This window comes from Mycobacterium sp. UNC410CL29Cvi84 (genome assembly GCF_000686745.1).
In the GTDB taxonomy this organism is placed as follows: Bacteria; Actinomycetota; Actinomycetes; order Mycobacteriales; family Mycobacteriaceae; genus Mycobacterium; species Mycobacterium mucogenicum_B.
Genome location: NZ_JMLM01000001.1, coordinates 207,536 through 220,685, shown reverse-complemented (window position 1 = coordinate 220,685; position 13,150 = coordinate 207,536). Strand labels below are relative to the sequence as shown.

General features: G+C 67.4%; 13 protein-coding genes. 8 read left to right on the top strand and 5 right to left on the bottom strand.

All coding sequences use genetic code 11. The features are described from left to right. Window positions 1-1,605 (top strand): acyl-CoA synthetase, encoded by a 1,605-nt coding sequence (locus BR47_RS0101155; RefSeq protein WP_029118332.1) that lies wholly within the window; start codon window positions 1-3, stop codon window positions 1,603-1,605. Beyond that, window positions 1,602-2,450: an SDR family oxidoreductase gene (locus BR47_RS0101150; RefSeq protein WP_020101929.1), complete on the top strand. Its 849-nt coding sequence runs from the start codon at window positions 1,602-1,604 to the stop codon at window positions 2,448-2,450. Before BR47_RS0101155 ends, BR47_RS0101150 begins: the two co-directional genes overlap by 4 nt. Before the next feature lie 6 nt (window positions 2,451-2,456). On the opposite strand, the gene BR47_RS0101145 is transcribed toward BR47_RS0101150, so the two are convergent. Beyond that, window positions 2,457-3,401 carry an aldo/keto reductase gene (locus tag BR47_RS0101145; RefSeq protein WP_029118331.1) on the bottom strand — a complete coding sequence of 315 codons (945 nt, stop codon included), beginning with the start codon at window positions 3,399-3,401 and terminating at the stop codon, window positions 2,457-2,459. A gap of 92 nt (window positions 3,402-3,493) precedes the next feature. Between BR47_RS0101145 and BR47_RS0101140 the strand changes: the two genes are divergently transcribed. Continuing rightward, on the top strand, window positions 3,494-4,045 hold the full coding sequence (locus tag BR47_RS0101140) for a TetR/AcrR family transcriptional regulator (protein WP_029118330.1): 552 nt from the start codon (window positions 3,494-3,496) through the stop codon (window positions 4,043-4,045). A 4-nt stretch (window positions 4,046-4,049) separates the two neighbouring features. Here BR47_RS0101140 and mntR read toward each other — a convergent pair whose 3' ends face one another. Continuing rightward, window positions 4,050-4,766 carry a manganese-binding transcriptional regulator MntR gene (gene mntR, locus BR47_RS0101135; RefSeq protein ID WP_029105337.1) on the bottom strand — a complete coding sequence of 239 codons (717 nt, stop codon included), beginning with the start codon at window positions 4,764-4,766 and terminating at the stop codon, window positions 4,050-4,052. Window positions 4,767-4,846: 80 nt separating this feature from the next. Between mntR and BR47_RS0101130 the strand changes: the two genes are divergently transcribed. From BR47_RS0101130 to BR47_RS0101115, 4 genes are all read left to right on the top strand, one after another. Beyond that, window positions 4,847-5,821: a bifunctional riboflavin kinase/FAD synthetase gene (locus tag BR47_RS0101130; RefSeq protein WP_036420683.1), complete on the top strand. Its 975-nt coding sequence runs from the start codon at window positions 4,847-4,849 to the stop codon at window positions 5,819-5,821. 90 nt (window positions 5,822-5,911) lie between these two features. Beyond that, a complete protein-coding gene (gene rpsO / locus BR47_RS0101125; RefSeq protein WP_020101924.1) occupies window positions 5,912-6,181 on the top strand; it encodes a 30S ribosomal protein S15 in 270 nt (89 codons plus the stop codon). A 331-nt stretch (window positions 6,182-6,512) separates the two neighbouring features. After that, window positions 6,513-8,798: a polyribonucleotide nucleotidyltransferase gene (locus tag BR47_RS0101120; protein WP_020101923.1), complete on the top strand. Its 2,286-nt coding sequence runs from the start codon at window positions 6,513-6,515 to the stop codon at window positions 8,796-8,798. Continuing rightward, complete coding sequence (locus BR47_RS0101115; RefSeq protein WP_081831161.1) at window positions 8,776-10,128, top strand: M16 family metallopeptidase; 1,353 nt, start codon at window positions 8,776-8,778, stop codon at window positions 10,126-10,128. Before BR47_RS0101120 ends, BR47_RS0101115 begins: the two co-directional genes overlap by 23 nt. A 48-nt stretch (window positions 10,129-10,176) precedes the next feature. On the opposite strand, the gene BR47_RS0101110 is transcribed toward BR47_RS0101115, so the two are convergent. Further along, window positions 10,177-10,713 (bottom strand): DUF4334 domain-containing protein, encoded by a 537-nt coding sequence (locus BR47_RS0101110; RefSeq protein ID WP_029118328.1) that lies wholly within the window; start codon window positions 10,711-10,713, stop codon window positions 10,177-10,179. A 112-nt stretch (window positions 10,714-10,825) separates the two neighbouring features. Then, a complete protein-coding gene (ald, locus tag BR47_RS0101105; protein WP_029118327.1) occupies window positions 10,826-11,932 on the bottom strand; it encodes an alanine dehydrogenase in 1,107 nt (368 codons plus the stop codon). An 89-nt stretch (window positions 11,933-12,021) separates the two neighbouring features. Between ald and aldR the strand changes: the two genes are divergently transcribed. Further along, the gene (gene aldR / locus BR47_RS0101100; RefSeq protein ID WP_036426522.1) at window positions 12,022-12,546 is read left to right on the top strand and encodes an HTH-type transcriptional regulator AldR; all 525 of its coding nucleotides are present in this window, start codon (window positions 12,022-12,024) and stop codon (window positions 12,544-12,546) included. Window positions 12,547-12,560: 14 nt separating this feature from the next. Here the strand turns inward: aldR and BR47_RS0101095 are convergent, their stop codons facing one another. After that, on the bottom strand, window positions 12,561-13,121 hold the full coding sequence (locus tag BR47_RS0101095) for a TetR family transcriptional regulator (RefSeq protein WP_029118325.1): 561 nt from the start codon (window positions 13,119-13,121) through the stop codon (window positions 12,561-12,563). Between the last annotated feature and the right edge of the window lie 29 nt (window positions 13,122-13,150).

Here is a 13,150-nt window from a genome sequence, read left to right as displayed (position 1 = left end):
ATGACACACCTGATCAGCCAGGTACGCGACGCTGCTGCGGCGGCAATCGTGTTGCAGCGCCGGGGATTGGTGGATGTCTGCCGGCCACTGGACGCGGTGTCCGCCTCCCGCGGCCTCCGCCGCTACGGCTCGTTCGGCGGGTTGGTCGGGCACGTCGCGGCGCGTTACGGCGATGCCCCCGCACTGACGGACGAGGTCGGCACGTTGAGCTTCGCCGAGCTGGAAACGCTGTCCAATGCCCTCGCGTGGGGACTCGCGGACCGGGGGATCGTTGCCGGCGCGGTGATCGGTCTGTTCGTACGAAACCACCGCGCGCTACCCCTGGCGCTCTTCGCGGCCGGAAAGGTCGGTGCCCGAGTCGTTTTGCTCAACACCGGCTTCGCGGCGCCGCAACTCGCGGACGTCTGCAAGCGCGAGAACGTCACCGCGGTCATCGCCGATGACGAGTTCACCGACCTGATCGACGTGCTGCCGTTCGAGGTCGACCGCATCGTCGGCTGGTCCGGCCAACGTGGACTGGTCGTGCTCGCAGCCGGCCGGTCGACGGCGCCGTTGCCCGCGCCGGCTTCGGTCGGCGGCATGGTCCTGCTGACCAGTGGCACCACCGGCACACCGAAGGGGGCGCCGCGCAACAAGGTCAGCCCGCTGCAATCTGCGCAGCTGCTCGACCGCATACCGTGGCCGTCGCGCAGTGTCTATTACGTTGCCGCACCGATGTTTCACGCCACCGGGCTGGCCACGTGCTCGCTCGGCTTCGCGCTCGGGAACCAGGTTGTGCTGGCGCGCCGATTCGACCCCGAAGCCACACTCGCGGCGATCGAACGACACCGGGTCAGTGCCCTGATCGTCGTCCCCACGATGCTGACGCGCATGCTCGACCTCGGACCCGAGGTGCTGGCCCGGTACGACACCTCCTCGCTGACCGTGGTGTTCGCCGCCGGCTCGGCGCTCTCACCCGATCTGTGCCGACGCACCATGGACGCGTTCGGCGACGTGCTCTACAACCTGTACGGCTCGACCGAGGTTGCGGTCGCTGCGGTGGCCACCCCGAGTGAATTGCGCAGGGCGCCGGGCACGGTGGGCCGCCCGCCCGTCGGCTGCACGCTCGCGGCATACGACGAACAGCGACGCCGGATCACCGAACCCGGACGCAGCGGAACACTTTTCGTCTCCAGCGGCCTGAGCTTCGCCGGTTACACCGACGGCGGAAACAAGGAGTCGGTCGACGGACTGCTGTCGTCGGGGGATACCGGCCACTTCGACGAGAACGGGCTGTGGTTCGTCGACGGCCGGGACGACGACATGATCGTCTCCGGCGGCGAGAACGTCTTCCCGTTGGAGGTCGAGAATCTACTCGCCGGCCACCCCGCGGTGGTCGAGACCTCGGTGGTCGGGGTCGATGATGTGGAGTTCGGAAAGCGGTTGTGCGCGTTCGTGGTCCGCCGCCCGGGTGCCGACCTCGAGGCCGACGAGATCAAGAGTTACGTCCGGGCCGAGTTGGCCCGGCACAAAGTGCCGCGCGACGTCGTATTCGTCGACGTGCTGCCACGCAACGAGACCGGCAAGGTGCTCAAGGCGCAACTGCAGAAGGCGGTGGAGCAATGACCAAGAAATACAACGACATTCGCGGCCGGGTGGTGGCGATCACCGGCGGCGCCCGCGGCATCGGACGAGCGACGGGCCTGGCCTTCCTGCGGGCCGGTGCACGCGTCGCCATCGGCGACATCGACGTCGAGCTGGCCGAGAAGACAGCCGCCGAGTTCGCCGCCACGGGCGAACAAGTCTGCGGACTGCACCTGGACGTCACTCGCCGAGAGTCGTTTGCAGCCTTCCTCGATGAGGTGGAAACGCAGCTGGGACCCGTCGACGTCCTGATCAACAATGCCGGCATCATGCCCACCGGACTGTTCGCCGACGAGACCGACGAGATGACCGACCGCATGGTCGCCATCAATCTCGGTGGCGTGCTCAACGGGTCGAAGCAGGCCGCCATCCGGATGCGCGGGCGCGGCGGACACATCGTGAACGTCGCCTCGCTGGCCGGCGTCAGCGCTTTTCCCGGTCTCGCCACCTACTGCGCCACCAAGCACGCCGTCGTCGGATTCACCGAGACCCTGCACCTCGAACTCGCCGATGACGGCATCGCCGTCACCGCGGTGCTCCCGGGCGTCGTACACACCGAGCTCTCGGCGGGCCACAGCGCCCCGCGGTGGATTCAGCCCATCAGTGAGGTGGAGCCCGACGATGTCGCGGCGGCCATCGTCGAAGCTGTCGCGCGGGGCAAAGCGAAAGTGGCTGTACCGCAAGCCCTTGGCGCGATGATCAAGCTTATGGGTGCGCTTCCGGACGGGGCTCGGCACTGGATATCCCACGTCGCGCACTTCGACACCTCGTTCACCCATACCGACTCTGCTCTGCGGGAGGCGTACCACCGCAGGCTCGTGAATTGAACGGCGTCAGTCGTTTTCGGTCAGAAACAATGCGGCGCCGTGCTGGTGGGCGGCGCTGTCCCCGGGCCGGGAGCCGATGCCGTCCAAGGCGGCGAGGGCTTCGGCATCCAGCCGGATCGAGCCGGCCGCGACGTTGTCCTCAAGGTGGGCGACCGACCGGGTGCCGGCGATCAGCAGGGTGTTGGGCGCGTGTGACAACAGCCAGGCAAGTCCGACCTGCGCCGGGGTGGCGTTGATCCGGGCCGAGACGGCGCGCACCGCGGGATCGTCGGTGACGCTGGGGAATCCGGGGAACGCCGAGCCGAGCGGGAAGAACGGCACCCAGGCGATGCCCTCTTCGGCGCACAGGCGCAAGGTATCCTCCTGTGCGCGGGCCAACAAGCTGTAGGCGTTTTGGACGCAGGTGATGCCGGCCGGCAGCGCGTGCCGCACCAGCTCAACCGGCGCGGCGCTGAGCCCGATAGCGCCGATTTTGCCTTCGTCACGCAATGCGATCATCTCGGCCAACTGATCGTCGACATCGACGATCTGATCGCCTTCGGCTTGCAGGCCTGGTCCCAAGTCCAGCCGACGCAAGTTCACCACCGGAATTTGTTCCAGCCCAAGCTGATTCAGGTCCGCCTCGACCGCAGCACGCAGCTCCGCCGGTTTCTGCGCGGCCGCCAGCGGCGCAGGCCCGTCCGGGACGTGGACGGCTCCTACCTTGCTGACGATGACCAGCTCATCGCGGTACGGCCGCAGTGCCTGCCGGATCAGGGTGTTCACCGCTCCGCCGCCGTAGAAGGACGCGGTGTCGATGTGATTGATGCCGAGTTCGACAGCGCGGCGCAGCAGCGCAACCGCGTCGGCCGGGGAGCCGGCATCTTGCAGCTGCATGGCCCCGTAGCCGATGCGGGCTACCGGCCGGCCGCCGATCGAACCGAATCCGCCGGGGCGTGTTGTATCGGGCATCGTCGCTCCTCAGCTGTGGTTTCTGCGATACTCGAGTAATTCGGAGGAACCTCCGCTTAGTTCAAGATAACAAAAACGGAGGAGCCTCCGCTATGGCCGACGGTATTCGTGCCGACGCCCGCCGTAACCGGGAACGCATTCTGGAAGCAGCAGCGCTCGCGTTCGGCGCCGCCGACGGTCCGGCGTCGCTCGAGGCGATAGCGCGCGACGCCGGTGTTGGAATCGGCACTCTCTACCGACATTTCCCCAGCCGTGAAGCGCTGGTCGAGGCGGTCTACCGCGCTGAACTTGCCGAGGTGGCCGCCACGGCTCAGGAACTGTTGCGGAGCCATCCGCCGGTCGAGGCGCTACGGCTCTGGATGGACCGCTACGCGATGTTCGTCGCCGCCAAGCGGGGCATGGCCGAATCTCTGCGAGCGATATTCGATTCTGGTGCGGTGACGGCGAGCGATACCCGTGCCGGGGTGGTCGGAGCGGTCGGCACATTGCTGGCCGCCGGCGCCGGCGACGGGACCCTGCGCTCCGACGTAGCGGCGGATGATGTCGTCACCGGGTTGCTCGGCATCATGCTCGCGAGCTCGTCGTCCGAGCAGTGCGGTCGGATGTTCGACCTGCTGCTCGCCGGGTTGGTGACCACCCGCTGACCGGTCAGGCGACGACCCAGATCGCTTCGGCCGCAGGGCTGCCCAGGTCGACGGTCGTCTCCGAGGACACGGCGCCGAGCGCTTCGGGGCCAGTGACCGCCACGGAGATCATCCCGGCGAAGTCGCGCCGGGCCACCACGCGCAGATGTGAGTCGAGCGTGATCCCGACGCTGTCGAAGTACCGCAGCATCTCGGGGTCGTGATCGGAAATCCGGGCCACCGTGCCGGCGTCGCCATCCGAACAGGCGGACAGCTGCCGGGCAGGGGGAGTGGGCACCTGGCCGTCGGCCGCGGGGATCGGATCGCCGTGCGGGTCGCGGGTGGGGAAGCCGAGCTTGGCGTCGATGCGGTCCAGCATCCGGTCCGACACCGCGTGCTCGAGCACCTCGGCTTCGTCGTGCACCTCGTCCCAGCCGTAGCCGAGCTCGCGCACCAGGAACGTCTCCATCAGGCGGTGCCGGCGGACCATGGCCAGCGCCGCGCTGCGGCCGGTGTCGGTCAGCGTCACCGCGCCGTACTTCTCGTGGTGCACCAGGCCCTGGTCGGCGAGCTTGCGAATCGACTCGGACGCCGTCGAGGCCGACACCCCGATACGCTCTGCCAGCATTTTCGTGCTGACTTTCTCGCGCGACCACTCCTGCGCGGTCCAGATCACTTTGAGGTAGTCCTGGGCAACCGGGGATAGATCCGGCGGGTTGCCACCGTCTTCTGCAGGACTCACACCACAAAGTTTAGGCAATCGTCACCTCATCCGGGGATCTCACGGTGCCTGCCGCGGCGGCGCGCCGTAGGCTTGCGGTCGTGCAACGCTGGCGTGGGCAGGACGAGATCCCCACGGATTGGGGCCGATGTGTGCTCACCATCGGGGTGTTCGATGGCGTACATCGTGGACATGCAGAACTGATCAGCCACGCGGTGAAGGCCGGCCGGTCCCGCGGCGTACCCACGGTGCTGATGACGTTCGATCCGCATCCGATGGAAGTGGTCCTCCCGGGCAGCCATCCCGCGCAGCTGACGACGCTGACCCGCCGGGCCGAGCTCGTCGAGGAGCTCGGCGTCGACGTGTTCCTGGTGATGCCGTTCACCACCGACTTCATGAAGCTCACGCCCGAGCGCTACGTGCACGAGCTGCTCGTCGAGCGCCTGCACGTCCTCGAGGTCGTGGTCGGCGAGAACTTCACCTTCGGCAAGAAAGCCGGCGGTAACGTGCCGCTGCTGCGCAAGGCCGGCGAACGCTTCGGCTTCGCCGTCGAGGGCATCTCGCTCGTGGCCGAGCACCACCAGGCCGAGACCGTCACCTTCTCGTCCACCTACATCCGGTCCTGTGTGGACGCCGGTGACATGGCCGCCGCGACCGAGGCCCTGGGCCGGCCGCACCGCGTCGAGGGCGTCGTCGTCCGGGGTGACGGTCGTGGCCGCGGGCTGGGTTTCCCGACCGCGAACGTCGCCCCGCCGATGCACTCGGCGATCCCCGCAGACGGTGTCTACGCCGCATGGTTCACCGTCCTCGGGCACGGCCCGTCGGTCGGCACCGTGACGCCGGGGGAGCGCTATCAGGCCGCGGTGTCCGTCGGCACCAATCCGACGTTCTCCGGACGCACCCGCACCGTCGAGGCCTTCGTGCTCGACACCGAGGCCGACCTCTACGGGCAGCACGTGGCGGTCGATTTCGTTTCGCGGATCCGCGGCCAGGAGAAGTTCGAGTCGGTGGACGACCTGGTCGTGGCCATGGACCGCGATACCAAGCGGGCTCGCACGATTCTCGCTGCGCCGTAGCTTCCTGATAAACTGCCCGACGCGCGTGCTGCAGTTCGCGGCGGCCGCGCCCTCGTTGTTCTTCGCGGACCGAATTGATGGAGTTGTTTCGTGGCACTCACTGCCGAGCAGAAAAAAGAGATCCTGGGTCAGTACGGCCTGCATGAGACCGACACCGGCTCGCCGGAGGCTCAGGTCGCCCTGCTGACCAAGCGCATCTCGGACCTGACCGAGCACCTCAAGCAGCACAAGCACGACCACCACAGCCGGCGCGGCCTGCTGCTGCTGGTCGGCCGTCGCCGCCGGCTGCTCAAGTACGTCGCTCAGGTCGACGTCGCGCGGTACCGCTCGCTGATCGAGCGTCTGGGTCTGCGTCGCTGACGCACCACTGATTCACGACCGTCGCCAGGTCTGCTCCGGCAGGCCTGGCGATGGCTGTTGGTACGGGTAGTAACATGAAACTGTTTTGGGCCTAGTGCTCAAGACGTCGGAACGTCACACAGCGTCCGCCTGAACCTCGTGGGGCGGTCTTCGGTAGTGGCTGTCGGGTTTGACTCCCGGCCGCTTCGATCGACGGCCGTCAGCAGTTAGCGGGATGGTTTTCGGGTTTTCTGGATGCGCGCGTGTGACGATGCGACAGCTGTAACAAAGAGGAACCAGAAAATACGGAATCCCGCATAGGGCGGGCCCGAGAGAGGTAATTGCGACATACATGTCTGCAGTTGAAATTGAAGACGGCATTTTCGAGTCGACCGCCGTCATCGACAACGGGAGCTTCGGCACCCGCACCATCCGCTTCGAGACCGGCCGCCTCGCACGTCAGGCCGCCGGTTCCGTCGTCGCCTACCTGGACGACGAGACCATGCTCCTGTCGGCCACTACGGCGAGCAAGAGCCCCAAGGACCACTTCGACTTCTTCCCCTTGACGATCGACGTCGAGGAGCGGATGTACGCCGCCGGCCGTATCCCCGGCTCGTTCTTCCGTCGTGAGGGCCGCCCCTCCACCGACGCGATCCTGACCTGCCGCCTGATCGACCGGCCGCTGCGCCCGTCGTTCGTCTCGGGTCTGCGCAACGAGATCCAGGTCGTCGTCACCGTGCTGAGCCTGGACCCCAAGGACCTGTACGACGTCGTGGCCATCAACGCCGCGTCGGCGTCCACCCAGATCTCCGGCCTGCCGTTCTCCGGCCCGGTCGGTGGCGTCCGCGTCGCGCTGATCGAGGGTCAGTGGGTTGCGTTCCCGACCATCGAGCAGCTCGAGAAGGCTGTCTTCGACATGGTCGTCGCCGGCCGCAAGGTCGAGGGTGACGTCGCGATCATGATGGTCGAGGCCGAGGCCACCGACAACGTGATCGACCTGATCGCCGGTGGCGCCGGTGCCCCCACCGAGGCCGTCGTGGCCGAGGGCCTGGAGGCCGCCAAGCCGTTCATCGCCGCGCTGTGCACCGCCCAGGCCGAGCTGGCCGAGGCTGCTGCCAAGGAGACCGGCGAATTCCCGCTGTTCCCCGATTACGCCGACGACGCCTTCCAGGCCGTCGCCGCCGTGGCGACCGACGCGCTGTCGCAGGCGCTGACCATCGCCGGCAAGCAGGAGCGCGAAGAGCGCACCGACGAGATCAAGGTCGAGGTGCTTTCCCGCCTCGCCGAGACCTACGCCGGCCGCGAGAAGGAGATCGGCGCGGCGTTCCGCTCGCTGACCAAGAAGCTGGTTCGCCAGCGCATCCTGACCGACCACTTCCGCATCGACGGCCGTGGCATCACCGACATCCGCGCCCTGAGCGCCGAGGTCGCCGTGATCCCGCGGGCGCACGGCAGCGCGCTGTTCGAGCGCGGCGAGACCCAGATCATGGGTGTCACCACGCTGGACATGATCAAGATGGCTCAGCAGATCGACTCGCTCGGTCCCGAGACCACCAAGCGCTACATGCACCACTACAACTTCCCGCCGTACTCGACCGGTGAGACCGGCCGCGTGGGCTCGCCCAAGCGTCGCGAAATCGGCCACGGCGCGCTCGCCGAGCGGGCCCTGATGCCGGTGCTGCCGAGCGTCGAGGAGTTCCCGTACGCCATCCGTCAGGTCTCGGAAGCGTTGGGCTCCAACGGTTCCACCTCGATGGGTTCGGTCTGTGCCTCCACCCTGGCGCTGCTGAACGCCGGTGTGCCGCTGAAGGCCCCGGTCGCCGGTATCGCCATGGGCCTGGTGTCCGACGAGGTCGACGGCGAGACCCGCTACGTCGCCCTGACCGACATCCTGGGCGCCGAAGATGCCTTCGGCGACATGGACTTCAAGGTCGCCGGCACGAAGGACTTCGTCACCGCCCTGCAGCTGGACACCAAGCTGGACGGCATCCCGTCCAAGGTGCTGGCCGGTGCCCTGGCCCAGGCCAAGGACGCGCGTCTGACCATCCTGGACGTGATGGCCGAGGCCATCGACGAGCCGGACGAGATGAGCCCGTACGCGCCGCGCATCACCACCATCAAGGTGCCGGTCGACAAGATCGGTGAGGTGATCGGGCCCAAGGGCAAGGTGATCAACCAGATCACCGAGGAGACCGGTGCGAACATCTCCATCGAGGACGACGGCACCGTGTTCGTCGGCGCCTCGAACGGTGAGGCGGCGCAGGCGGCGATCGACAAGATCAACGCCATCGCCAACCCGCAGCTGCCCAAGATCGGTGAGCGGTTCCTCGGCACCGTGGTGAAGACGACGGACTTCGGTGCGTTCGTCTCGCTGCTGCCGGGCCGTGACGGTCTGGTGCACATCTCCAAGCTCGGTAAGGGCAAGCGCGTCGCGAAGGTCGAGGACGTCGTGAACGTCGGCGACAAGCTGCGCGTGGAGATCGCGGACATCTCCGCCGACAACCGTGGCAAGGGTCAGAAGATCTCGCTGATCCTGGTGGACGAGGGAGATGACGCAGGCGCCTCCGCGACGCCAGCCGACTCCGCTCCCGCCGAATCGGAGACTGCACCGGCAGATGCCGCGCCTGCAAACTCCTAATCCCACACTGCGCAACGGCCGGGGTCCTACAGCGACATCGCTGCAGGCCCCGGCCGCTGTGCGCAAGACCAATCTCCCCGGTGGGCTGCGGGTCGTCACGGAACACCTGCCGCACGTGCACTCGGCATCGATCGGTGTGTGGGTCAACGTCGGTTCACGCGACGAGGGCCCCAGCGTCGCCGGCGCCGCGCACTTCCTGGAACACCTGCTGTTCAAGTCGACCCCGACGCGCACCGCTGTCGAGATCGCCCAGTCGATGGACGCGGTCGGCGGTGAGCTGAACGCCTTCACCGCGCGCGAGCACACCTGCTACTACGCCCACGTGCTGGACAGCGATCTCGGGCTGGCCATCGACCTGGTCTCGGACGTCGTACTCAACGGCCGTTGTGCCGCAAGCGATGTCGAGCTGGAACGTGACGTGGTGCTCGAAGAGATCGCCATGCGCGACGACGATCCCGAGGACACCCTCGCGGATGTCTTCCTCGGCTCCATGTTCGGTACGCACCCGGTGGGTCGTCCGGTGATCGGCAGCGTCGAATCCATCGCGTCGATGACCCGCAACCAGCTGCACTCGTTCCACGTCCGCCGGTACACCCCGGACCGGATGGTGGTCGCGGTCGCCGGCAACGTCGACCACGACGAAGTTGTGTCCATGGTGCGCAAGCACTTTCGGCCGCACCTGGTGCGCGGCCGCAAGCCCGTGCCGCCGCGTAAGGGCGCCGGCCGGGTGCCGGGCACCCCGACGCTGCAGTTCGTCAAGCGTGACTCGGAGCAGGCCCACATGTACCTGGGCGTGCGCACGCCGGGCCGCAACTGGGAGCACCGCTGGGCGTTGTCGGTACTCAACACCGCGCTCGGCGGCGGGCTGAGTTCGCGGCTGTTCCAGCAGATCCGGGAGAACCGCGGACTGGCCTACTCGGTGTACTCCACGATCGACACGTTCTCCGATGCCGGTGCGCTGTCGGTGTACTCGGCGTGCCTGCCTGACCGCTTCGACGAGGTCGTCCGCGTCACGACCGACGTGCTGGAAGACGTTGCGCGCGAAGGCATCACCGCCGACGAATTGCGCATCGCCAAGGGCTCGATGCGCGGCGGTCTGGTGCTCGGGCTCGAGGATTCCGGTTCCCGGATGCACCGCATCGGCCGCGCCGAGCTGAACTACGGCAACCACAAGTCGATCTCGGACACGCTCGCGTCGATCGACGCGGTCACCCTCGAAGAGGTCAATGCTGTTGCGCGCGAACTGCTGACACGGCCCTTCGGCGCCGCGGTACTGGGCCCGCACCGGTCCAAGCGCTCACTGCCGAAGCAGCTGCGCGCCATCGACTAGCGATTTGTGCACGAAAATCCGCGCGGACCGCGGATTTTCGTGCACAAATCACCCTTCCCGGCGCAGGACGAAGAAGTACGGCTGCGTCTCGCCGCGGAGATCCATGGCGCCCAGGACGGCGTCGTCGGTCAGCTTGCGGAACACGTCGTTGATGGGCAGCTGGTCGTAAACCATTGTCGCGGTGTCGACTCCGCGGTAGCGCGTGGTGCGCAGCCGCGCCTTGGCCGAGCGGGCCTGCAGTATCGGGCGTAGTGCGGCGATGGCCCTGGCTACTGGAAGTCGGTGCAGGGGCAGCTTGTTCGCCAGTCCGGCGCCGGAGAATGCCAGCACCGGGTTGAGCGGCCACAGCGTTTTGCCCGTGGCGTCGGGAAACAGCAGCGGGTGGACGGTCTCGGCGTCGACGAACTGCTTGCCCCACCAGCCGCTGGCTTCCAGCAGCCCGTCCATCGGATGCCCGGTGGGGACTTCCGCCCCGTGCCACGTGCCGATCATGAAGTCGGGCTCGACGGCCGGCGCGGCATCGAAGATCTCGAGGGCCTCTGCCGTCGTGGTCGGCGGGGCGGGCAGCAGTTCCTGCAAGAGCATGGTCACGACAATACTTGACACCTGTCAAGTATGGCAGTGCCGGGCTCGGAAAAGTCATCGCCCGGCCAGCGCGACGCTGCGCTGACCGGGCGATGGGTATCGGGTTCGGGGTTTACAGGGCGACGCGGCCGAGCGGAATGTCGAGGTCCGCGGCGACCTGGCTGCACAGCAGCTCGCCGTCGTGCGTGGACAGGCCCTTGGCCAGTGCGGCGTCGTTCCGGCAGGCCGCCTGCCAGCCCTGGTCGGCGAGCTTGAGCACGTACGGCAGCGTGGCATTGGTCAGTGCGTAGGTCGAGGTGCGCGGCACGGCGCCGGGCATGTTGGCCACGCAGTAGAAGACCGAGTCGTGCACGGCGAAGGTTGGGTCGTCGTGTGTGGTGGGCTTCGAGTCCTCGAAGCAGCCGCCCTGATCGATCGCGATGTCGACCAGCACTGAACCCGACTTCATTTGGGCCACAGTCGAATTGGTGACGAGCTTGGGTGCCTTGGCGCCGGGGACCAGCACCGCGCCGATCACCAGGTCGGCCTGCTTTACAGCGTCCTCCAGGTCCAGGCTCGAGGAGTAGCGGGTGTGGATTCGGCCGTTGAACTCGGCGTCGATCCGGCGCAAGGTGTCCAGGTTGACGTCGAAGACGGTGACCTGCGCGCCCATGCCGCTGGCGATCTGTGCCGCGTGGAAGCCCGCGGTGCCACCGCCGATGACGACGACGTTGGCGGGGGCGACGCCGGGCACGCCGCCCATCAGGACGCCGCGGCCGCCGTGGCTGCGCATCAGGTGGTAGGCGCCGACCTGGGCCGACAGCCGGCCTGCCACTTCGCTCATCGGGGCGAGCAGGGGCAGGCGGCCGTCGGCAGTCTGAACGGTTTCGTAGGCGATCGAGGTGGTGCCCGACGCCAGCAGTGCGTCAGTGCATTCACGTGAAGCGGCCAGGTGCAGGTAGGTGAACAGGGTCTGGCCCTTGCGCATGCGGTGGTACTCGGCCGCGATGGGCTCCTTGACCTTCAGGAGCAGGTCGGCCTCGGCCCACACCTGGTCCGCCGTGGTGACGATCTGTGCGCCGGCGGCCTTGAAGTCGTTGTCCGTGATCGCGGATCCTTCGCCGGCCCCGGCCTGGATCAGCACCTCATGGCCGTGCTTGATCAGTTCGGCGACACCGGCCGGGGTGATGGCCACCCGGTACTCGTTGTTCTTGATTTCGGTCGGGATGCCGACGTGCATCTGGGGTTCTCCTCAGGGCGGATCAGGTGATGCCCTAAGTGTGAATAAACGTCGACTGACCTGCAATATCTGTGACTATAATTCTCGATATGGCACCTGCTAGTGAACGATCTTCGAATTCGACGCTCCAGGAGGGGGCCCAGCCGAAGGATGTTCAGCCCGTCGAACTCGACGACGTCGACCGGCAGATCGTGACCGCGCTACATGCCGACGCACGCATGCCCAACAGCGCGTTGGCGGAGCTGGTCGGCATCGCCGCATCGACCTGTCACGGCCGGGTCCGCCGGTTACAGCAGCTCGGGGTGATCCGCGGTTTCCATGCCGACATCGATCCGGCAGCCATCGGCCTGGGCCTGCAGGCGATGATCTCGGTGAGCCTGCAGTCAGGGGCCCGGGCGCGCATTCGCGACTTCATCGCCCACATGCGGCGGCTGCCGCAGGTGATGGACGTCTACTTCCTGGCCGGCGCCGACGACTTCATCCTGCACGTCGCCGCACGCGACACCCCACATCTGCGTGCGTTCGTGGTCGAGCACCTCAACGCCGACGCCGATGTGGCCGGCACCCAGACGTCCCTGATCTTCGAGCATCTGCGCGGCGCATCCCCGCTGTAACCGGTTGCCGCGGTTCAGGATTGGGTCGCGGCCTTGAGTTCGGCGAGGGCCTCGCGGATGTGCTCGGCGAGGCTGCGGTCGGCCGGATCGGTGAGCCACTGGTCGAACGCCACCTTGAATACCGCGATACCGGTCTCGGCGACCAGGCCGGCCGCGGGATCGGCGACGCCGCGGCGGCGCAGCGCGTCGGCGATGCTCGTTGCCAATGACGCGAGCTTGATGAGTTCGCGCTCCTGCAGGCTGGGGTTGGCATTGATCACCGTCTGGCGTCGGCGCGCGTGCGGGCGGCGCTCGGCGAAGAAATCCGACACTGATTCCAGCGCCGCGCTGACGGCGTCGAGTGGCGCGGCGGACGCGGGGGCGTCGTCGATGGCTGCCTCGAGCGCGTCGGCGAGTTCGCGGCCCCGGAACAGCACCTCGCGCTTGTCGGTGAAGTGCCGGAAGAACGTGCGCTCCGTGAGGCCGGCGCGCGCGGCGATCTCGGCGACCGTCGTCTCGTCGAAGCCCTGCTCCAGGTACAGCTCCAGAGCGGCCTGTTCCAGGCGGCCCTGCGCGTTCGGTTCCCATCGGCCCACGGGCGGATTGTAGGCGATGTCAGTGACTG